Raw genomic sequence first — 21,799 nt, forward strand, 5'->3', positions numbered from 1 at the left:
GCGCCTCGGATTAGCGTCAAATGCTCAATCTTGTGCGACCCGCACCACCAACTTGCCGAAGTTGCGCCCCTCCAGCAAACCGATAAAGGCTTCAGGTGCCTGCTCCAGGCCTTCCACCACGTCCTCGCGGAACTTGATCTTGCCATCCCGCACCCACGGCGCCATGGCACTGAGGAATTCCGGTTGGCGGTCGCCATAGTCGTCGAACACGATAAAGCCCTGGATCCGCACACGCTTGGTCAGCAAGGTACGTTGCAACGCCGGCAGCCGGTCGGGACCGCTGGGCGCTTCGTGGGCGTTATAGCCGGCGATCAGGCCACACAAGGGAATGCGCGCCTTGGCATTCAGCAGCGGCACGACCGCGTCGAATACCTTGCCGCCGACGTTTTCAAAGTAGATATCGATGCCCTTGGGGCAGGCCTGGGCAAGCTCGTCGGCAAAGTTGTCGCTCTTGTGATCGACACAGGCATCAAAGCCCAGCTCGTCCACCACATAGCGGCACTTGTCGGCGCCACCCGCCACACCGACCACCCGCAGGCCCTTGATCTTCGCCACCTGGCCCACCACCGAGCCCACCGCACCGGAAGCGGCCGCCACCACCAGGGTTTCCCCGGACTTGGGCTGGCCGATATCGGTGAGGCCCATATAGGCGGTCATGCCGGGCATACCCAGCACACCCAGGGCCATGGACGGGCTGGCCAGTCCCTTCGGTACCGGGATCAGGTTGCGCCCATCGGAGATGCTGTGGCTCTGCCAGCCGGTGGAACCGACCACCAGGTCACCCACCTCGAACTTGGGATTTTGGGACTGTTCGATGCGGCTGACAGCGCCACCGGTCATCACTTCGTCGATTTCTACCGGCGCAGCATAGGACGGCGCATCACTCATGCGCCCGCGCATGTAGGGATCCAGGGACAGGTAAAGGGTCTTCAGCAAAACCTGGCCGTCGGCCAGTTCCGGCAGCGCGACGCGCTCCAGGCGAAAGTTTTCCGGCACCGGTGCGCCGTGGGGGCGTGAGACCAGCACAATGCGCTGGTTGAGGGTCAATGCTTCGGACATCAGCGAGGCTCCTTCTATCGGTGATTGAATTCAACGGTATAGGGTGCAGACCCCAACACAGGGCCCAGGGTTCGACAAAACTCTCGCAGTAGCAGTTGTCGAGCGCCAGCGAGGCTACGTTAGCCGCACCGCTGCTTTCATGCCAGACGTGGGACCGAGTCGCTGCCGACGCAGCCTCGCTGGCGCTCGACAGCTGCTACGGGTATGGAAAATAGCCGGCCAAAAAAATGCCAGGCGCGGGGCCTGGCATTTTCGGTGCTGCTTGCCGATCAGAACGGCAGTTTCATGCCCGGTGGCAGTTGCATGCCAGCGGTCACGCCGGACATCTTGTCCTGGCTGTTGGCTTCGATCTTGCGCACGGCGTCGTTGACGGCCGCGGCAAACAGCGCCTCGAGCATTTCCAGGTCGTCTTCGCCGACGCCCGGCAATACGCTTGGGTCGATGCTCACGCGCTTGATGTCGTGACGACCGGTCATCACCACGCTGACCATATCGCCACCGGCTTTACCGGTGACTTCGGCGTTGGCCAGTTCTTCCTGCATCTTGGCCATCTTTTCCTGCATCTGCTGCGCCTGCTTCATCAGGCCGGCCATGCCACCTTTCATCATGGGAATCACCTCAAAAGTACGTGGATCAATTATTGGCCCCGGGTTATGACGCTTGGGGTACCGGGGCTTCTACAGGTTCAATAGTATCGTGCCGCACCACCGCGCCAAACTGCTGCATCATCTGCTGGATGAGCGGATCACCATGGATCGACTCTTCAGCCTCACGCTGGCGGTTGACCCGGCGACGAGACGCCGCCTGGGCCGGGGTTTCCTGCTCGGGCTTGATCAGCTCGATGCTGATGGTCAGCGTGCGCCCGTGGAACTGGTTCAGGGCATCGTTGAGCCGGCGCTGCTGGGTCGCGTTGAACAGGGCGCTGTGGGCCGGGTCCAGGTGCAGCAGCCAGTGGTCGCCATCAACGGCAATCAGGGTGCAGTTGGCGGCGATGCTGCCGGTCATGCCGGAGATCGGCAGTTTCGGGAACAGCTCCAGCCATTGCAACGCCAGGCCGGTGGCCGGCATCGCGGCAGGTTCGGGTTCAGGCTCCGGGGCAGGCTCGGCGGTGTGTTCGCTGGCCAGGTCGTCCAGGTAGCTGTAGGCCGAATCCATGTCCGGCTCGATGTAATCTTCGTCCAGCGGCGGCTCGTCGTCGAGGTCGGTGCCCGGGGTGGCGGCGTCCACTTGCGCAACGGTCGGCTCCGGCACCGGGGCCGAAACCCACTCGGGGGCGTCCGGCACCACGCTGTCCGGGGTCGGCGCGGGCATGGGTGTCAGTTCAGGCTGCTCGCTGGTGGTTTCCAGCACCGGCTCGACGGCAGGCTGCAGCTCGACCTCGACCTCGACCTCGGCCTCTACCGGGTCGTTCCACGGCAGATCGACTTCAGGCACGGGCGCAGGCTCAACCACCGGCTCCGGCACCACCACAGGCGCCACGGGCTCGGCGACAACCGGGGCGGCGGCCTGTGCAACCGGCGCAGGCGGCGCAACCACTGGCGCGACAACAGCCGGGCCAGCCACTGGTTTGGCGGAATCAACTGTGGCCTGGCTGATCCCCACTGGCTTTAGCGGCTGTCTCGGCGCATCCGCCGTGTCGGCGGGCCTGAAGGCCAGCATCCGCAGCAGGACCATTTCGAAGCCGCCTCGCGGATCGGGTGCCAACGGCAGGTCACGTCGCCCAATCAGGCCCATCTGGTAGTAGAACTGTACGTCTTCGGCCGGCAGCGCCTGGGCCAGGGCCAACACGCGGTCGCGGTCGCCGTGGCCGTTGTCGACACCTTCGGGCAGGGCCTGGGCGATGGCGACGCGGTGCAGCACATTGAGGATTTCCGACAGCACGCCATTCCAGTCCGGGCCTTGCTCGGACAGGTGGCGCACGGCTTCGAGCAACGCCTTGGCGTCGCCTTCGATCAGCGCGTGCAGCACGTCGAACACCTGGCCGTGGTCCAGGGTGCCGAGCATCGCCCGCACGTCGGCGGCCAGCACCTTGCCTTCACCGAAGGCGATGGCCTGGTCGGTAAGGCTCATGGCATCACGCATCGAGCCGTCGGCGGCACGACCCAGCAACCACAGGGCGTCGTCTTCGAACGGTACGTTCTCGACACCCAGCACGTGGGTCAAATGCTCGACCACACGCTCCGGGGTCATGTTTTTCAGGGAGAACTGCAGGCACCGCGACAAAATCGTTGCAGGAAGTTTCTGCGGGTCGGTGGTGGCCAGGATGAATTTGACGTAGGGCGGCGGCTCTTCCAGGGTCTTCAACAAGGCGTTGAAGGAGTGGCTGGACAGCATGTGCACTTCGTCGATCAGGTAGACCTTGAAGCGGCCACGGCTCGGTGCGTACTGCACGTTGTCGAGCAGCTCGCGGGTGTCTTCGACCTTGGTGCGGCTCGCGGCGTCGATCTCGATCAGGTCGACAAAACGCCCTTCGTCGATTTCCCGGCACACCGAGCAGGTACCACACGGCGTCGAGGTGATGCCGGTTTCACAGTTCAGACACTTGGCAATGATGCGGGCAATGGTGGTCTTGCCCACCCCGCGGGTACCGGTGAACAGGTAGGCGTGGTGCAGCCGCTGGCTGTCCAAGGCATTGATCAGAGCCTTGAGCACATGGGTCTGGCCGACCATTTCGCGGAACGAGCGCGGACGCCATTTACGTGCAAGAACCTGATAACTCATCGAAAACCGTCGCAACTGGGAAGCGGAAGCGGGTAATGCTAGCGGAGCAAGGGGGAAATTGCATCCGGCACGCTCGTCTAATCTGACTAAGCTGGTCTGACCAAGCCTATAAAAGGCTGAACCCGGAGAATTTATGCGCGCAGTCCTGGGCGCCTTGTGGATGATTGCCACGGTCAGCCTGGCGGCACCCGCACCTCTGCGATTCTCCATTTCCGACAGCTGGACCATGCCCATGGTGCAACTTGACCAGGGCCAGCCCACCCAAGGGATTTTGTATGACCTGATGTTGAGCCTGGCCACCCAGGTCGGCCGTCCTGCGAAATTCCATGTGCTGCCGCGTGCGCGCATCGACACCGCCATGGAGCGCGGGGATGTGGACGTGCGCTGCTACGTGACACCGGCGTGGCTGAACAACCTGTCGGGGGACTACACCTGGAGCATCCCGCTGCTGGTCCAGCGCAATGTGCTGGCCGCCGGGCGCGTGCCCTCAACGTCAGTGGCACTGGACAGCCTTGCGCCGCAACACATCGGCACGGTACTCGGCTACAGCTACCCGACCCTGGAGGCGCGCTTCGCCAGCGGCCAGTTCAGCCGCGACGACAGCCGCAGTGAAGAGCAAGTGCTGCAAAAACTGGTGGCCGGACGCTTCAACTATGCAGTGATCAACGAATGGATCCTTGACCGCTTCAATCAGCAATTACCGCCCACACAGCGCCTGCATACGGTGGCCGTGATCGAGGAGCAACGCCTGGGCTGCTATGTGCGCAACGACCCGCAGGTGCCGGGGCAGCAGATCCTGCGCACGTTACTGCGGATGAAAATGTCCGGGGAGATTGATGAAATCATCCAGCTGTATATCGGGAACAGCGCCCCCGCCCCTTAAGATCACCTGATTGTCCTTGTGGCCAGGGAGCTTGCTGGCGAGGGAGCTTGCTGTGGCGAGGGAGCTTGCTCCCTCGCCACAGCAAGCTCCCTCGCCACAATAAACATCACTCAAGCTTTTGCCACTGCGGCGGCGGTGCAAATCCCTCGACCCAACCCGGCACGTCGTCCGCAGGCATCGGCCGGGCGATGAAATAGCCTTGGGCCACTTCGCAGCCCATGCGCATCAACAGCTGGCCGTGCTCCAGGGTTTCCAGGCCTTCGGCAATCACTTCGCGGCCAAACGCACGGGCCAGGCCGATCACGGCCTTGGTCAGCGCCAGGTCGTCCTTGTCGTGCAGGATGTCGCGCACGAACGACTTGTCGATCTTGATGGTCTGGGTCGGCAGGCGCTTGAGGTAGCTCAGGGAGGAATAGCCGGTGCCAAAATCATCCAGGGAGAACTGCACGCCCAAGGCCTGGCAGGCCTCCAGGTGCTGGGTGACACGCTGGATATTGTCGATGGCCACCGACTCGGCGATCTCCAGGTCCAGCCGGTGCGGCTCCACCTGCGGGTATTGCGCCAGCAAGTCTTGCAGGCGCTCGACAAAATCCTCGCGCTGGAAGTGCCGCGCCGCGATGTTCACGCTCACCGACCACCAATGCCCATGCACCTGCCAGCGATGCATCTGGCCCAACACCTGGGCGATCACCCATTCGCCGATATCGACAATCAGGTCGGTCTGCTCGATCAGTGGCAGGAAATCCCCCGGCTTCACCAGGCCACGCTCGGGGTGCTGCCAGCGTAACAACGCTTCGAACCCCACCACCGTGCCGCAGCGCAAGTTGACCTTGGGCTGGTAATGCAGGCACAACTGGCCCGCCGCCAGGGCCTGGCGGATCTGCTCCACGGTCTGGTGGCTGGCCTTGACCTCCTGTTCCAGGGATACATCAAACAACTGGTAGCGGTTGCGCCCGCTCTGCTTGGCCACATACATCGCCTGGTCGGCATGGCGCAGCAAGGTGTCGGCGTCCTCGTCATCCAGGGGGAACAGCGTGACGCCGATGCTGGCGAACACATTCAGCTCCGCCCCCTGGATCGAGTACGGCTCGGAAATCGCCTTGAGGATGCGCAGCAAGGCGCCGTTCAGCTCGTCGATATCGCGCACATAACGCAGGATCAACACAAATTCGTCACCGGCGAGCCGGGCGACCACGTCCTCGCCGCGGATGATCTCCCGCAACCGAGTGGCCACTTCCACCAACAACAGATCCCCACAGGCATGCCCATACCCGTCGTTGACCGCCTTGAAGCCGTCCAGGTCGAGCATGCACAACGCCAACGGGATGTCTTCGCTGCGGGAGAACTCCAGGGACTGGTTAAGCAACTCTGACAGATAGGCGCGGTTCGGCAAGCCGGTCAGCACATCGTGGCCGACCCGCCATTGCAGGGTGTGCAACAGCTGGCGCTTTTCGCTGACATCAAAGCGGATCGACACGTACTTCTGCACGCGCCCGGTCTTCTCATCGAGCAGCGGCACCATGGTGCTGTCCACCCAATACAACGTCCCATCCTTGGCCCGGTTGCAGATTTCCCCACGCCACACCCGGCCTTCGCTGATGGCTTGCCACATGCCCTGGAAGAACCCCGCAGGATGCAGTCCCGAGCTCAGAATGCGGTGATTTTGCCCCAGCAACTCGTCACGCCCGTAGCCGGACATGCCGCAGAACTGGTCATTGACGTAAGTGATGCAGCCCGCCAGGTCAGTCTCGGAGAAAATGGCGGCTGCATCCACGGCCCTGCGGTATTTCTCGTCCATGAGTCAGGCTCACTGTGGCTAGCGGTTGAACCGCTCGACCAGGGCGCGCAACCCGGAAGAGATGCTTTCGAGTTCCCGGCCACGGGTGACTGCAGCGTTGGCATTGCCCGCTGTCTTTTGCACCGTGGCGGCAACGTTATTGATCTGCTGTGAAACTTCCTCGGCGACGTGGGATTGTTCCTGTGAGGCAGCAGCCATTTGCTGACTCATACCGGTAATACGCTCCACCGCGTGGCGAATGCCTTGCAGCGCCTGCTGCGCCTCAAGTACTTGCTGCACGCCCTGCTCGGCCTCGTGAATGCCCAGGCTCGCGATCTCGACCGCCTCATCGGCGCCCGCCCGCAGGTTCTGGATGATGCCCTGGATCTGCTGGGTCGACTCCCGCGTCTTGCCCGCCAGGGCGCGCACCTCGTCGGCCACCACGGCAAAGCCACGGCCCTGCTCGCCGGCGCGGGCCGCTTCAATGGCCGCGTTGAGGGCCAGCAGGTTGGTCTGGTCGGCGATTGCCTGGATCATGCTCGCGGCCACCTGGATTTGCTGGGTCTGCCCGGCCAGGTTGCCCACCGCCTGGTTGATCTGCGTGACGGTGCCGGCCAGCAACTGGATCGCCTCGCGCGACGTGCCGGCCACCTGGCTGCCCTGCTCGGCGAGGGTGTTGGCGGTGTGAGCTTCGCTGGCGGTTTGCTGCACGTGCACCGCCACTTCGGCGATGGACGCAGCCATCTCGGTCATGGCGGCGGCGGTCATGTCGGTCTCGGCGCGCTGTTCCAGCAACGCCGATTCGGTGGTGCTCGACAACACGCTGGAATGGGCGGCTGCTTCGGCCATCTGGTTGGCCAGGTCGCTGAGGCGCGTCAGGGCGGTTTTAAGTCGCGCTTCTTCGCTGATCAGGATCATTTCGAGCTGCGCGGTCGGCCCCAGCGCGTCGCTGTAGGTCATGGCGCTGATGGGGTCGGAAAAGGTATTGGGCGTGTTCTGCACAATCTGCTTGAGCTGCAGCCCCAAGCGTTGATGCCCCCAGACGCCCAGGCCGAGAAACAAGCCGACAGTCAACGCCTGGGCCCATACACCCGGAACCCATTGGAAGGCGGCGACACTGGCAACGGCAGCCGCCAGTGGCAACGCCATGGCCCGGGACACAGACGCCACACGCCGCACCGGCGAGACCGCCGCACCACCGGCCTGCAACCGCGCGTACAGCGCTTCTGCGCGGCGCACCTGTTCGCGGGTGGGCTTGACCCGCACCGACTCGTAGCCCATCAGCCGCCCGTCTTCGAGAATCGGCGTCACATAGGCGCTGACCCAATAATAGTTGCCGTTCTTGCAGCGGTTCTTCACCACACCCATCCAGCTCTGCCCGGCCTTGAGGTAGCTCCACATCAGCTGGAACACGGCAGGCGGCATGTCCGGGTGGCGCACCAGGTTGTGGGTGCTGCCGATCAGCTCGGCCTGGGTAAAGCCGCTCATGGCGGCAAACTCGGCGTTGCAGTAGGTAATATGGCTGTTGACGTCAGTTGCGGAAATTAGCCGTTGCTGCTCCCCAAAAGTCTGTTCAACAGCAGTGACCGGCAAATTGAGACGCACGTTAAAGCTCCATGGACAGCATTCGATCGCCCTCTCGACCACCGGGTAGGCAGGACAGGCGGATTCGTATTTCCAGTCGGGCTGCGCCGTCGATCGGCTGATTGGCCGCAAAGGTACGCAAACCCACGATTTTGCACAGCAATTCATCATCCATTCAGTGATGATCAACTAGGCTTGAATTCGGGTATCCGGCACGTGAGGCGCAATGAAGCGTGGCACTGACGAGCGACATTTCAGTCCCTGCCAGGCGTCCGTTTTATGGGCACATTTATGAGAGTAAGGAGAGAGCAATGATTTCCTGTTTCATAAACCTGCCTTCTGAAACGAGACCACCAAATACTTGTCCTAGATGCCGATTCTACGAATTACATCACATTTTGCAAGAAAAGGTGATGGTACATGCGGTTGTCTAATTTTAAGATTTATCGTTAAGTTCTTGATTCTAAATGGGAATTGAGCGATGCACATTTCAAGTTTGGGTCCAGCCATCAGACGTTACCGCAAGGTCGCAGGGCTTACTCAGGCTGAACTAGGTGAAAAAACCGGTTTTGACCCTAAAACCATCAGCCGCTTCGAAACCGGCACCTATACACCCAGCGTCGAGGCACTGTTCTTGTTCGCAGAGGCGCTGGGAGTGAAGCTGAAAGTCTTTTTCGCAGACCTGGTCGACGAGGAGGAACAGCGCGCTTATCTGTTCGGTGTCATTCACAAAGCCACCCCGAAGGATCTGGGAAAGCTGATCGCAGCGGTAGACCAGGCCTTGTCCAAGCCTTAGAGCTCGCAACACACGTGCACGCAATAAAAAGAGCAGACAGCCAGATTGACTGTCTGCTCTTTGCTTGATGACTCCTGACATGAACTGACAGGACAGCCCCTTAGACTAGGGACTGAGCCGCGCCATTGCTGCGTCATTCCACGGAGTCATCATGAATAGCATTGCCCATTACTTTTTGTTGTACGTCGACAGCCCGGCCACCAGCGCCAACCTCTACAGCCGACTGCTGGACAAGCCGCCGGTGGAGCTGGGGCCGACCTTTGCGCTGTTCATCCTCGACAACGGGGTGAAACTCGGCCTGTGGTCGCGCCATACCGTGGAGCCTGCGGCCCAAGCCTCGGTTGGCGGTAGCGAGGCGGGTTTCTGCGTCGCTGATATCGCAACGGTCGACGATTTGCACACACGCTGGGTGCAACTCGGGATGAGCATCATCCAGTCACCGGTCGAGGCGGATTTCGGCTACACCTTTGTCGCCCAGGACCCCGACGGTCACCGCCTGCGGGTGTTCACCGTGAACCCGTAACGGCTTGCGGCGCCAGCGCCCTTCGAGGCTGATGGCGCCGACACTGGCCAGCACGATCAGGCCACCCAGCACCACGCGCAGCGAAACCTGCTCGCCCAGCAGCGTGGCGGCCATCACCATCGCCACCGGCGGCACCAGGTACAACGCCACTGACGCGCGGCTGACCTCGACATGCCGCAACACATAGGCCCAGGCCAGGTACGCCAGGGCGCTGGGAAAGGCGCCGAGCAACAACACCGCCCAGTTGGCTTGGGTCGATGATTGCGACACCACCGCCGGCAAACCCGGCAAATACACACACAACAGCAAGGTGCCCGACCACACGGTGTAGCACACCGTGGTCAGCGGGCTGTAGCGCCGGGAATAGTGTTTCTGGATGGTGAAGTAAAGGCTCCACGACAGCGCCGCCAGCAGGATCATCAGTCCACGGGGATCAATCTGCCCCAGGCCGTGCTCGCCCCAGATCACCACCAGCACCCCGCTCAAGCCCAGCAGCACGCAACCCCAGCGCCAGCCGGTAACTCGCTCCTTCAAGCCGAAAAACGCCACCAGCACCGTAAACAGCGGAACCGACTGCGCCAGCACACTGGAGGCCGCAGCCGTGACAAATTGCTGGCCGAAATTGATCGTCAGGTGATGCAGGAAAATCCCGAAGAAGCCCAGCACCAGCAACCATGGCAGGTCCCGCAGACGTGGCCGCTCGATCCTCATGACCAACGCCACGCCGGCCATCAATACCGAAGCAATCAGGAACCGCCCCAAGGCCAACTGGCCAGGGCTGTAGCTGTGCAAGGCCAGATGCACGCCAATCGGCGAATACGCCCAACAGAGGATGACGCTGGCAGTGACTAGCGTAAGCTTTACAGGTGACGGGGCTTTCATGAACGGCGTCCAGCAGTGGGAATGCCGTCAGTCTTGGCCCCGGCAAGGCGCAGGACAATTAACCGTTTCTGACTTCTGTAATCACTGGAACTGAGCGATGGAACTGGCCCAACTGAAAATGGTGAAAGCCGTGGCACAAACCGGCAGCGTGGCCCAGGCCGCCCTGCAACTGCACTGCGTGCCGTCCAACATCACCACACGCATCAAGCAACTGGAAAGCGAGTTGGGTACCCCGCTGTTCATTCGCGCCGGGCGCGGGTTGGCGATCAGTGCCGCAGGGGAAGTGTTTCTCGACTACTGCGAGCGCATCCTCGCGCTGGTGGAAGAGTCCAAGCGTGCCGTCGACAGCAACGCGATTCCCCGCGGCAAGCTGCGCATCGGCGCAGTGGAATCCAGCGCCAGTGGCCGCCTGCCGCCGCTGCTGGCCGAATACCATCGACGTTATCCACAAGTGGAGCTGGAACTGGTGACCGGTGCCTGGGCGCAGTTACTCGATGACCTGCAACATCACCGCATCGACGCCGCGCTGGTGGCCGCCGGCGGCAAACGCCCGAAGCTCGAACAAAGCGTGGTCTACAGCGAGCGCCTGGTGCTGATTACCAGCGCCTCCAGCGCACCCATCGAGGACGCCCGGGACCTGGCCGGCCGCACGCTGCTGGTGTGGCCGCCCGGCTGCCCGTATCGCGCCGCCCTGGAGAACTGGCTCAAGCCCCACGACATCAAGCCTGCCATCGCGAGTTATGCCAGTTGGGGCACGATCATTGGCTGCGTCAGCGCGGGGATTGGCGTGGCACTGGCGCCGGAAGGCATCCTGGCGCGCTACGAGCAGGCCAACCAATTGACGTCCTACCGCTTCGACGAATTGGCGGCGGTGGATAACCTGCTGTTCTGGCACAAAGACACCCAACGCCATCTGGCGCGGGATGCCTTTGCGGGGCTGTTGCGGGAAACTTTCGGCTAACCGGTTTTCGCCCCGCTACGCGCGGGCGCAGCAGCATCTTCAGCCTTTTGCGGGGACCAGCCTGGCGTACTGTTCCTGGCTGATCCAGCCCTTGGAAGAGCGGCCTTCGCCATTGATGAACTCGACCTGGGCCCAGCCATCCTTGAACGCCAGTACCGCGACCACATCGTCCTTGACCACGTAGGCACGATGACTGGCCTTGGCGTCCGGGGTCTTCTGCAGGAAGGCCTTGTCGGACGAAACGGTCACCAGGCCAATCCATTTCTTGGCAGCGGTTTGGGTCAGGTCCAGGCCGGTGGCAATTTCCGGCATCAACACGTTGATGCAGCCGGGATGTTCGCGGCCCTTCTCCACGGTCAGCATCACACCGTCCGAGGAAGCCGCGACGGTACCCGGATAGGCCTCATCCAGCCATGTCGACACCGATGCCTTCGCACCGTCGACCTTGCCCTGCAGGAAGAACGTGCACGAGCGGGTCACGCCCTCGCCCATTTCCTCGGCATAAAACCCCTCCACCTGATGCTCGGGCGTCACGGCCAGCATCAGCCCTTCGTACTTGCCCGAGTGCAGCGTAGCGGCAAACGCCGGCGCACCTGCAGCAACACACACGAAAGAGGCAACCAGCAATCGGGACACGCAACGTTTGAACGGCATTCTATTTTTTCCCTTCAAGTGCTTCGTAGGCTTTTTTGATGCGTTGGTCATAGTCGCCATAATCCTTGCCGTTATAGTTCAGCGCCATGGCGGCGTAATCCTTGTTCTTCATGGCCTTGACCAGGGCCGGGCTCTGGCTGCAAAAACCAAGGAAGGCCTTTAGTTGATGCCCGGCATTAATTTTCATGGCCACCACAAATTCAAACACCGTTTTATAACCGCATGCCGTGAAGTTGGAGCCCATAATCTGAAACATGCCCCAGGAGGCCGACTTCAAGGCCGCTTCCTGATCCAGCGCAAAGGCGGTGGCCATGGTTTCCCAGGCCTTGGTCTGGTCCTTGTTATTGGCCTTCCACTGGGGCCCGGCCTTCTTCACGTAGGGGTACGACAACAGCGGGTGGGTCTGGTCGTATTTACTCTTGGTGTACTTGCGAAAATGGTGCCCTTCAAAGGCGATCACCGGCAACTTGGCCGGGCCGAACCCGGAGCGCCCGCCCGACTCCACCGTGGCAAAGGCCTTGATGATATTGACGGAAATGCCGTTACCCAACTGCGTGGCAGCGTTCTGGAAGTCCGTATCCGTCAGCGTCGTGCCGCCGTCGCACGTGGCCTGGAGCATCATCTGCCGGTTGCGCCGCTCGGCCTCGATCATTGCCCGCATGCGGTCCAGATAGTGGTCGACCGTGGCCTGGACCATGTCCGCGCCGGTGTTGCCGAACACATTGAGGAACGTCGGAATACGCAGGGTCGGGTTCGGCTTGACCGGCACCTTCACCGCTTCTTCGATCAGGCTATTGAAGGTGCGCCCGGTAGGGTCGATGACACCATCGGGATGCGCGTATTTGAGGTGGCGGAACTGATACTGGCTGATGCACTGCACCAACTGGCCGTCGCATTTGCCATTTTCCGCCAGGGGGAAACCCAACTTGGGAATGATCAAGTTGAATAAATACTGGATGCATTGAACATCGGCGGGCAAGTTGCGGGCTTTGCCCGGCGCACCGACGGAAGCGCTGATGAGAGTGGGCAACCCTTGCAGGCTTTTCATTACTGACATCCTTGTTAGTTGGGGTGAATGAGCAATAAAGCGCCATCACTTTAATATCATCCATGCATTGACGACATATCTTGAAATATGTGACTGGCGCAAACTAGCAAGGCCTGTAGACGCTGTCCAGAAGGGATGCTTGAAGTTGTGAAAGAGTCCTCACGGTCGTTTGGCAGCGCGATTGCTGTCGGGCGTGCGAAGGATTTTCCGAAAGACGAACAGCAGAAATCGCTTCGCAGTTGACGATTGTCAGCGAAGGGTTTCATACGCGTATTTTTTTGAATCAAGGAGGGGTGGCGTTATGGAGGCAACCCCACCAGCCACACCCCGGCACACAATGTTCCCGCTGTGGCTGCTGCCTTCCGGCTCTGACCAGGTTCACGGGTAATCGTTGCGGGGGGACCGATGGGGTCACCATAACGACGCTCGCCTCTCGGCAAGCCGCGCCATTGTACCGATCTCATCGGAAGTTACAACCGTTGGCGCGGGATTAAAAATATCTGATGGTTCAAGTACTTGGCTGCAGGAGCAAGCTTGCTCCTACAAAAGCACGACCTCGTCCGCCCGACCGCCCTCTTGCTGGATCACCAGGTGAATGAAGTGCAGCTTGGCAATCACCGCCGGCGGCAGGACGAACGGATAGAAATCCGGCTGGCCCATGCTGCGGGACAGTTCGTTGAGCATGCCGGCCAGTTCGATCCACGCATTGACGAATGACAGGAACGCCGTGCCGCCGGGATGCCCGGGGTCGTAGAGGGTGCTGAGGGGGAACGGCTGGTAATCCAGGTCCATCTCCCGGGCGCTCATGCCGAAGCCCAGCGCGGTGTCGACGGCGTCCATCATGTGCAGGTAATGCGCCCAGGTTTCCGCCCAGTCTTCCCACGGGTGCATGGTGGCGTAGGCGCTGACGCAGGTTTGCTGCCAGTCCGGGCGCGGGCCGTTCTGGTAGTGCTGCTCCAGGGCGTCGGCGTAGCTGGCGCGCTCGTCACCGAACAGCGTTCGGAACGGCTCCAGCCAATGGCTATTGGCGATCAGGCGGTCCCAGTAGTAATGGCCGACCTCGTGACGGAAGTGACCGAGCAAGGTGCGGTAAGGCTCGCGCATCTGTACGCGAATTTTCTCACGGTGGGCGTCGTCGGCTTCCTTGATGTCGAGGGTGATCAGGCCATTGGCGTGGCCGGTGGTGGGCGCGTTGCCTTCCAGGTCGATGCCGACAAAATCGAAGGCCAGGCCGGTGTCTTCATCGACCGTCTTGGGAATCACCTGCAAGCCCAGGCTGATGAGTTGGGCCACCAGACGACGCTTGGCGGTTTCGACCTTGCGCCAGCGTTCGGGGTTTTCGGGGATCGACAGGTCGGGGATGGTGCGGTTCAGGCTGCAGGCCACGCACAAGGCCTGGCCGTTGTCGGCGGGCAGCAGCCAATTGCACGCGGCGGGCGTGTCAAGGTTGGCGCAGCGGCGAAAGGCACCGGCTTCAGGGTCGGCGTCCAACAGCCAGGTATCGGCGTACGGGCCGGGCTGCAGGGAGGACAGGCGACTCTGCTCCGGCTGATAGCCCAGCAGCGCCGAGCAGGCCAGGCACTGGCTGTTGCGAAAGAACAGCGATTGCCCACAGCGGCACTGCCAGACCTTGCTGTTGCGCGAGGTCTCGGCCATGAACGGTGCGGCGATGCGCGAACTGAGTTGTTCGAAGAAGCGGTACATGGCGATCTCTCCGGGAGGCTTGCCAATACTAGAGCATTGCCCGAGAGAGATCGTTCCCACGCTCTGCGTGGGAATGCATCCAGTGACGCTCCGCGTCGCACCTTTCAGAGCGGACGCAGAGCGTCCAGGGCGGCGTTCCCACGCAGAGCGTGGGAACGATCATCAGACTGTGATGTTGTGCTTGGCCAAAAATGCCACGAACGCCTCTTCATCCAGCACTTTCAAGCCCAGCTCAGTGGCCTTGGCCAGCTTCGAACCCGCGCCCGGCCCGGCGACCACGCAGTGGGTTTTCGCCGACACCGAGCCCGCCACCTTGGCGCCCAGGCTTTCGAGTTTTTCCTTGGCAACATCGCGACTCATCAGTTCCAGGGAGCCGGTGAGCACCCAGGTGTGACCGGCCTCGGGCAAGCCTTCGACGACTTTCTTCTCACTCTGCCAGTGCATGCCGAAGTCCTTGAGCTGTTGCTCGATGGCCAGCGCACGCCGGGCGTTTTCTTCAATATCAAAAAAGTCCCGGACGGCCTTGGCCTGCTTCTCCGGCAACGCCTGGCGCATGTCGAGCCAGTCGGCCTTGATCACGCCTTCGAGGGAGCCAAACTTGTCCGCCAGCTTCTGCGCGGCGCCCGGCCCTACGGACGGTACGTGCAGCTTGTCGAGCAAGCCGCCCAACGTGGTGCTGGCCGCAAACTCGGCGCTCAGGTCGCCCTGCTCCTGCAACTCCAGGCCGCACTCGTCCTTCGAGATCAGGGCGCCAATCACATCCTGGTTATGGCTGTCTTCAAAGAAGCTGTGAATCTCGTGGGCCACTTCCAGGCCAACGTCCGGCAAGTACGTCAGCACTTCCGGCAAGGCCTGCTGCACGCGCTCCAGGGATGCCAGCGAGCGCGCCAGCACCTTGGCCGTCTCCTCGCCCACATCGGGAATGCCCAGAGCGTAGATAAACCGTGCGAGGGTTGGCGTCTTGCTGTTTTCAATAGAGGCAATCAGCTTCTTGCTGGAAACGTCGGCAAAACCTTCCAGGTCGATGATCTGTTCGTACTTGAGCTTGTAGAGATCCGCCGGCGAGCCGATGAGTTTTTCGTCCACCAGTTGCTCGATGGTCTTGTCGCCCAGGCCATCGATGTCCATGGCCCGGCGCGAAACGAAATGGATGATCGCCTGCTTGAGCTGCGCACCACAGGCCAGGCGCCCGACGCAGCGGTACACCGCGCCTTCACTGACGGTTTCCTTGCCCTTGCTGCGCTTGACCAGTTGGGTACGCTCAACGTGGGAGCCGCACACCGGGCAACTCTCGGGGATCTGCACCGCGCGGGCGTTTTCCGGGCGACGCTCGGTGACAACCGACACCACCTGCGGAATCACATCACCGGCACGGCGGATGATCACCGTGTCGCCGATCATCAGGCCCAGGCGTGCCACCTCGTCCATGTTGTGCAGTGTGGCGTTGGACACGGTCACACCCGCGACCTTGACCGGCTTCAAGCGTGCCACGGGTGTCACAGCGCCGGTGCGGCCGACCTGGAATTCAACGTCAAGCAGCTCGGTCAGCTCTTCCATGGCCGGGAATTTATGGGCAATTGCCCAGCGCGGCTCGCGGGCACGAAAGCCCAGCTCCCGCTGGTAGGCAATGCTGTTGACCTTGAACACCACGCCGTCGATTTCATAGGGCAAGGCGTTGCGGCGCTCACCGATATCGCGGTAGTAGCCGAGGCAATCCTGAATCCCCTTGGCCAGCTTCAGCTCATGGCTGATGGGCATGCCCCACTTCTTCAGCTGTTGCAGGTTGCCGATGTGGGTGTCGCTGATATCCGTGGTCACGCCATAGCAGCAGAATTCCAGCGGACGGCTGGCGGTGATCTTCGAGTCCAGCTGACGCAGGCTACCCGCCGCCGCGTTGCGCGGGTTGGCGAAGGTCTTGCCGCCAACTTCCAGCTGGGTGGCGTTCAGCCGCTCGAAACCGGCCTTGGACATGAATACTTCGCCGCGCACTTCGAGGGTCGCCGGCCAGCCGGTGCCGTGCAGTTTCAAAGGAATGTTGCGCACGGTACGCACGTTGACGCTGATGTCTTCGCCAGTGGTGCCATCGCCGCGGGTGGCGCCACGCACCAGCTCACCGTCCTGATACAGCAGGCTGACCGCCAGGCCATCGAGCTTCGGCTCACAGCTGTACTCCACCGCTGCGCCACCGCCAAACAGGTCGCCCACGGGCAGGTCCAGGCCTTCAGTGACCCGACGATCGAATTCCAGCATGGTGCTTTCATCGAAGGCGTTGCCGAGGCTGAGCATCGGGATTTCGTGGCGTACCTGAGTGAACGCAGACAATGCCGCACTGCCGACCCGCTGCGTCGGTGAATCACGGGTTACCAGCTCCGGGTGCTCGGCTTCAAGCGCCTTGAGCTCGTGGAACAAACGGTCGTACTCGGCGTCCGGAATGCTCGGCTCGTCGAGGACGTGGTAACGGTAGTTGTGCTGATCCAGTTCAGCGCGCAGTTCGAGGATGCGGGTGTGGGCGGCGGTCATGGGTGTTCTCTCATAAAGCAAAAGAGCAGCCGAAGCTGCTCAATATGTTAGTGCATGGATTCTACAGGCAACGCTTAAGCTTGGACCTCAGCGCTTCTGTGTCAGGGCACGACGCTCGAATTCGACGATGCGCTGACGGTAATGCTCGATGGTCTGGGCGGTCAGGACGCTGCGTTGATCGTCCTTGAGTTCGCCGTTGAGTTCCTGGGACAGCTTGCGAGCTGCCGCCACCATCACGTCGAACGCTTGTTTCGGGTGACGCGGGCCTGGCAAGCCGAGGAAGAAACTCACCGCCGGAGTGCTGAAATGGTCGATGTCGTCCAGATCGAAGATGCCCGGCTTGACCGCATTGGCCATGGAGAACAGGACTTCGCCGTTGCCGGCCATGCTTTCGTGGCGATGGAAAATATCCATCTCGCCAAAGCGCAGACCGCTTTCCAGAATATTCTGCAGCAGGGCCGGGCCCTTGAAGCCGGCGGCGTCACGGCAGATCACGCTGATCACCAGCACCTCTTCGGCAGCCGGTTGGTCCTTGACGGATTCTTTATGGGCGCTCTTGGCCGGGGACTCATCCGGGAAGTCGTCATCACGGCTGCTGAAGCTCGGGCCTTCTTCCAGGTCCAGGTTCAGGTCGCCCTGGGATGGCTCGCTGGCCGCGCTGCGCTTGCCGCGCTTGGGTTCACGGGCTTCACGCACCGGTGCGCTCATCGACGGCAGGTCGTGCTCGTCCAGGTGCGGTTCTTTATGGTTGTCCAGGACACGCGGTGGCCCCAGCAGCTCGGCGCTGCCGTCGTCGTCCGGCAAATTGGACAGGTTGCGGTCCAGGCGAAATTTCAACTTGCCCTTGCCGCCACGCATCCGGCGCCAGCCATCAAAAAGAATACCGGCAATGACAATAATGCCGATGACGATCAGCCACTCGCGCAGACCGATTTCCATGTAATCCCGTGCCTCTAATAAAAAATGCTGAAAAATAAGGGGTTTAGCACCGTGCAAACCGCTTTAAAACGTGGCGCCAACTCTATGTTCTGAATGACGTTTTGCCCACGCATACGAAAATTTGACATTAAACTAGCACGACCAAAGATAACTTTACACCGTCTGTCAAAATGCCTTGAACAAATATGTCCATTTGCCACTTTTCCCAGACCGGTAAATCACCTTACGTCCTGCTGAAAATCCTCCTTCGACCTGCGGCTCAGGATTCCACCAGCGCCATCGCCTCTTCGACATCCACCGCCACCAATCGCGAACAGCCCGGCTCGTGCATCGTCACGCCCATCAATTGATCGGCCATTTCCATGGCGATCTTGTTGTGGGTGATATAGATGAACTGCACCGTCTGGGACATCTCTTTAACCAGTCGGGCGTACCGTCCAACGTTAGCGTCATCCAGCGGGGCGTCAACTTCGTCGAGCATGCAAAACGGCGCCGGGTTCAACTTGAAGATCGCAAATACCAGGGCCAATGCGGTCAGTGCCTTCTCGCCACCAGACAACAAATGGATGGTGCTGTTCTTCTTGCCCGGAGGCCGCGCCATGATCGTTACCCCTGTATCGAGTAGATCTTCGCCCGTCAGTTCCAAGTAAGCGCTGCCACCACCGAAAACTTTCGGGAATAACGCCTGTAAACCGCCATTAATCTGATCAAAGGTATCTTTGAAGCGATTACGGGTTTCCTTGTCGATCTTGCGGATCACGTTCTCCAGGGTGTCCAGCGCTTCGACAAGATCGGCGTTCTGCGCATCCAGATAACGTTTGCGCTCGGACTGCTGCTGGTACTCGTCGATGGCCGCGAGGTTGATCGCGCCGAGTCGTTGAATGCGCGCGGCAATCCGCTCAAGTTCTTCTTCGGCTTCTTTCTCGTTGGCCTCGGCGGTCAGGGTATTGAGCACGCCGTGCAGGTCGTAGCCGTCTTCCAGCAACTGGTCTTGCAGGGTTTTGCGGCGCACCGTCAGGGCCTGCCATTCCATGCGCTGCTGTTCGAGCTGGCCCCGGATCAGTTGCGACTGTTGCTCGGCCTGGGTCCGGCGTTTTTCCGCGTCGCGCAGTTCGCGGTCGGCGTCTTCCAGGGCGATCTGGGCGGTCTTGAGCTCTTCGTCGACGGTCATGCGCTTGTCGAGCAACTCTTCAAGCTTCAGGCGCAGCTCTTCCAGCGGGGCCTCCCCCTCCTCCAGGTTGAGGCTCAGTTGCTCGCGTTTTTCGGTCAGGCGTTCGGACTGCATTTCCAGGCGCTCAAGGGCCTGGCGCGTGGAGTCGTGCTGCGCCCGCAGGGAGCCGAGGCGCACGGCCAATTGATGGGCATGATCCTTGTGCTGGCGAGCTTCCTGGCGCACCCGGTCGAGGCGCTCGCGCAAGCTGTCGCGCTGGGCCAGCAGCAACTCGCGCTGCTCGGTGTCCAGGGCCATGCTGTCGAGGGCTTCCTGCAATTGCAGGCGTGCTTCGCCGACTTGTTCGTGTTCGAGGGCGCGTTGCTCGCCCATCTCGGCCACTTCTTCGTCGAGCCGGGTGCGGCGCAGGGTCAGTTGCTCGACCTTGGCCTTGCTCGCCGAGAGCTGGGCTTTCAATTCGCCCTGCTGGCGCGCTTCGTCCTGCAACAGCCGGCGCAGGTGTTCGCGGCCGGTCTCTTGCTGGCGCTGGGTGGCGCGCAGGGTTTGCAGCTGGTTTTCCAGGGACTCGAGTGTGGCTTCGCGCTCTTCGCGCTCGGCGGTCAGGTTGACGATTTCCTGGCCACGGGCCAATACGCCGCTTTCCGCTTCGCTGGCGCGCCGTACCCGCAAAAAGTGCCGGCCGACCCAAAAGCCATCACGGCTGATCAGGCTTTGCCCGGCGGCCAACTGGCCGCGCTGGGCCAGGGCCTGCTCAAGGCTGTCGACCGGCTTGACCTGGCCGAGCCAGGGCGACAGGTCAATCGCCGCCTCCACTTTATCCAGCAGGCTGCCCGGCACGCGAGTGCCGTCCGCCGCCGGGCTGAGCAAACGCAGATCGCCCTGGGCAAAACCCGCCAGGTCAAACCCGCCAAAATCATCCACCAGCACCGCTTGCAGGTCGGCGCCGAGCACGGTTTCCACCGCCAGCTCCCAACCGGCTTCAACCTTCAGGCCTTCGGCCAGGCGCGGGCGCTCGGCCAGGTGTTGGTCACGCAGCCATTCAGCCGTGCCGGTGCCCGGGTCGAGCGCCGCTTGCTGCAAGGCTTCCAGGGAAGCCAACCGGCCGTTGAGCCGCTGCAAATCGCCCTGGGCCTGCTGCTGTGCCTGGGTCGCCTGCTGCAGTTGCTGACGCAATTGCTCGAGGCGCTCCACTTGTTGTTCTTCGCTGGCTTCCAGCTCTTCCAGCGTCATTTCGCTTTCGGCGAGTTTCTCGCTCAGTTCGAGGATCGCTGCATCTTCCGGGTCGGCAGCGAGCAGCACGCGCTCTTCCACCAGGCGCCGCTGACGCTCGGCCAGGCGCTCCATGCTGGTTTCCAGTTGCTGGATGCGTGACTGCTGCACCTCAGCCTGGCGGCGCGGCTCGGCAGATTGCAGGTTGAACGTGTCCCACTGCTCCTGCCAGGCGTGCATGGTGGTTTCGGATTCTTCCAGGGCCGCAGCGGCTTCCTCGGCAGCGGCGCTGGTGACTTCCTGCTCGGGAGTGAGCATGTCCAGCTCCTCCCCAAGGGTCAGCAGCAAGGTGCGGTCGTGGCCCAGGTGCGATTCGGTTTCCAGGCGCGCACGCTCGGCTTCTTTCAAGTCGTCCTGCAACTGGCGCAAACGCTGCTGGCCGTGCTGGATGCTCTGCTCGACCCGGGCGATATCGCCGCCCACCGAATAGAAGCGCCCCTGCACCAGATTGAAGCGCTCGGACAGGTCATGGTGACCGTCCCGCAGGCGCTCGATGCTGGCGTCGGCATTGCGCTGCTCGGCCACCAGGGCTTCGAAGCTGATTTCCTGGGTGCCGATGATCGCTTCGCGCTGGCCCACCTGGTCATTCAACGCCTGCCAGCGCAGGGCCGACAGTTGCGCCTTGAGCTGACGCTCCTCGCCCTTGTATTCCTGATACTTCTCGGCGGCCTGGGCCTGGCGGTGCAGGCGCTCCAGCTGGCGCTCCAGCTCTTCACGCAGGTCAGTCAGGCGGGCAAGGTTTTCATGGGTACGGCGAATACGGTTTTCGGTCTCGCGGCGGCGCTCCTTGTACTTGGAGATGCCGGCCGCTTCCTCGATAAAGTTACGCAGGTCTTCGGGCTTGGCTTCGATCAGCTTGGAGATCATCCCCTGTTCGATGATCGAATAGCTGCGCGGGCCCAGGCCGGTACCGAGGAAGATGTCGGTGATGTCCCGGCGGCGACACTTGGTGCCGTTGAGGAAGTAGCTGTTCTGGCTGTCGCGGGTCACTTTGCGGCGAATGGAGATTTCCGCATAGGCCGCGTACTCGCCCACCAGGGTGCCGTCGGAATTGTCGAACACCAGCTCGATGCTGGCCTGGCTCACCGGCTTGCGGCTGGTGGAGCCGTTGAAGATGACGTCGGTCATCGACTCGCCACGCAGGTTTTTTGCGGAGCTCTCGCCCATCACCCAGCGTACGGCGTCGATGATGTTCGACTTGCCGCAGCCATTGGGCCCGACCACTGCCGCCATGTTACTGGGGAAGTTCACCGTGGTCGGGTCGACGAAGGATTTGAACCCCGCCAGTTTGATGCACTTGAGCCGCAC

The 21,799-nt window shown here is 61.7% G+C and carries 17 protein-coding genes and 1 other RNA gene; 4 read left to right on the forward strand and 14 right to left on the reverse strand.

Annotated elements, in window-relative coordinates; all coding sequences use genetic code 11:
- Positions 1–24 precede the first annotated feature (24 nt).
- The 3 genes from HX818_RS03990 to dnaX all read right to left on the reverse strand — a co-directional run bounded on the left by HX818_RS03990 (position 25) and on the right by dnaX (position 3,780).
- Positions 25–1,059: an NADP-dependent oxidoreductase gene (locus HX818_RS03990; protein ID WP_177019533.1), complete on the reverse strand. Its 1,035-nt coding sequence runs from the start codon at positions 1,057–1,059 to the stop codon at positions 25–27.
- 269 nt (positions 1,060–1,328) lie between these two features.
- A complete protein-coding gene (locus HX818_RS03995; RefSeq protein ID WP_003193199.1) occupies positions 1,329–1,667 on the reverse strand; it encodes a YbaB/EbfC family nucleoid-associated protein in 339 nt (112 codons plus the stop codon).
- Between the two features lie 43 nt (positions 1,668–1,710).
- A complete protein-coding gene (gene dnaX, locus HX818_RS04000; RefSeq protein WP_177019534.1) occupies positions 1,711–3,780 on the reverse strand; it encodes a DNA polymerase III subunit gamma/tau in 2,070 nt (689 codons plus the stop codon).
- 133 nt (positions 3,781–3,913) lie between these two features.
- Here dnaX and HX818_RS04005 point away from each other — a divergent pair, with 133 nt between their 5' ends.
- A complete protein-coding gene (locus tag HX818_RS04005; RefSeq protein ID WP_087694838.1) occupies positions 3,914–4,663 on the forward strand; it encodes an ABC transporter substrate-binding protein in 750 nt (249 codons plus the stop codon).
- 106 nt (positions 4,664–4,769) lie between these two features.
- On the opposite strand, the gene HX818_RS04010 is transcribed toward HX818_RS04005, so the two are convergent.
- The 3 genes from HX818_RS04010 to HX818_RS04020 are packed head-to-tail and all read right to left on the reverse strand — an operon-like array spanning position 4,770 to position 8,199.
- On the reverse strand, positions 4,770–6,461 hold the full coding sequence (locus HX818_RS04010) for a bifunctional diguanylate cyclase/phosphodiesterase (protein ID WP_003219057.1): 1,692 nt from the start codon (positions 6,459–6,461) through the stop codon (positions 4,770–4,772).
- 18 nt (positions 6,462–6,479) lie between these two features.
- The gene (locus HX818_RS04015) at positions 6,480–8,045 is read right to left on the reverse strand and encodes a PAS domain-containing methyl-accepting chemotaxis protein (RefSeq protein WP_177019535.1); all 1,566 of its coding nucleotides are present in this window, start codon (positions 8,043–8,045) and stop codon (positions 6,480–6,482) included.
- Between the two features lies 1 nt (position 8,046).
- Positions 8,047–8,199 carry a hypothetical protein gene (locus HX818_RS04020; RefSeq protein ID WP_157222851.1) on the reverse strand — a complete coding sequence of 51 codons (153 nt, stop codon included), beginning with the start codon at positions 8,197–8,199 and terminating at the stop codon, positions 8,047–8,049.
- A 306-nt stretch (positions 8,200–8,505) separates the two neighbouring features.
- Between HX818_RS04020 and HX818_RS04025 the strand changes: the two genes are divergently transcribed.
- On the forward strand, positions 8,506–8,820 hold the full coding sequence (locus tag HX818_RS04025; RefSeq protein ID WP_003219061.1) for a helix-turn-helix domain-containing protein: 315 nt from the start codon (positions 8,506–8,508) through the stop codon (positions 8,818–8,820).
- 151 nt (positions 8,821–8,971) lie between these two features.
- Entirely contained in the window at positions 8,972–9,343 is a 372-nt protein-coding gene (locus HX818_RS04030; RefSeq protein ID WP_003219063.1) for a VOC family protein, read from the forward strand.
- Here HX818_RS04030 and HX818_RS04035 read toward each other — a convergent pair.
- Positions 9,257–10,225, reverse strand: a complete 969-nt coding sequence (locus HX818_RS04035) for a DMT family transporter (protein WP_087694833.1) — start codon at positions 10,223–10,225, stop codon at positions 9,257–9,259. The genes HX818_RS04030 and HX818_RS04035 overlap by 87 nt on opposite strands.
- Positions 10,226–10,322: 97 nt before the next feature.
- Here HX818_RS04035 and HX818_RS04040 point away from each other — a divergent pair, with 97 nt between their 5' ends.
- The gene (locus HX818_RS04040) at positions 10,323–11,186 is read left to right on the forward strand and encodes a LysR family transcriptional regulator (RefSeq protein WP_003219067.1); all 864 of its coding nucleotides are present in this window, start codon (positions 10,323–10,325) and stop codon (positions 11,184–11,186) included.
- A gap of 39 nt (positions 11,187–11,225) precedes the next feature.
- Here the strand turns inward: HX818_RS04040 and HX818_RS04045 are convergent, their stop codons facing one another.
- From HX818_RS04045 to smc, 7 genes are all read right to left on the reverse strand, one after another.
- A complete protein-coding gene (locus HX818_RS04045; protein ID WP_177019536.1) occupies positions 11,226–11,840 on the reverse strand; it encodes a hypothetical protein in 615 nt (204 codons plus the stop codon).
- Position 11,841: 1 nt separating this feature from the next.
- Positions 11,842–12,888, reverse strand: a complete 1,047-nt coding sequence (locus HX818_RS04050; protein ID WP_087694832.1) for an N-acetylmuramidase family protein — start codon at positions 12,886–12,888, stop codon at positions 11,842–11,844.
- Between the two features lie 311 nt (positions 12,889–13,199).
- Positions 13,200–13,296, reverse strand: an RNA gene (ffs, locus tag HX818_RS04055) — signal recognition particle sRNA small type.
- 132 nt (positions 13,297–13,428) lie between these two features.
- Positions 13,429–14,592 (reverse strand): putative zinc-binding metallopeptidase, encoded by a 1,164-nt coding sequence (locus HX818_RS04060; RefSeq protein WP_008437560.1) that lies wholly within the window; start codon positions 14,590–14,592, stop codon positions 13,429–13,431.
- Between the two features lie 162 nt (positions 14,593–14,754).
- A complete protein-coding gene (gene ligA, locus HX818_RS04065) occupies positions 14,755–17,112 on the reverse strand; it encodes an NAD-dependent DNA ligase LigA (protein WP_177019537.1) in 2,358 nt (785 codons plus the stop codon).
- Positions 17,113–17,199: 87 nt separating this feature from the next.
- On the reverse strand, positions 17,200–18,051 hold the full coding sequence (zipA, locus tag HX818_RS04070) for a cell division protein ZipA (RefSeq protein WP_003219080.1): 852 nt from the start codon (positions 18,049–18,051) through the stop codon (positions 17,200–17,202).
- A 259-nt stretch (positions 18,052–18,310) separates the two neighbouring features.
- Complete coding sequence (gene smc / locus HX818_RS04075) at positions 18,311–21,799, reverse strand: chromosome segregation protein SMC (RefSeq protein WP_003219082.1); 3,489 nt, start codon at positions 21,797–21,799, stop codon at positions 18,311–18,313.

Origin of the sequence: Pseudomonas sp. F9001, from assembly GCF_013385435.1 — a bacterium.
Taxonomy (GTDB): Bacteria; Pseudomonadota; Gammaproteobacteria; order Pseudomonadales; family Pseudomonadaceae; genus Aquipseudomonas.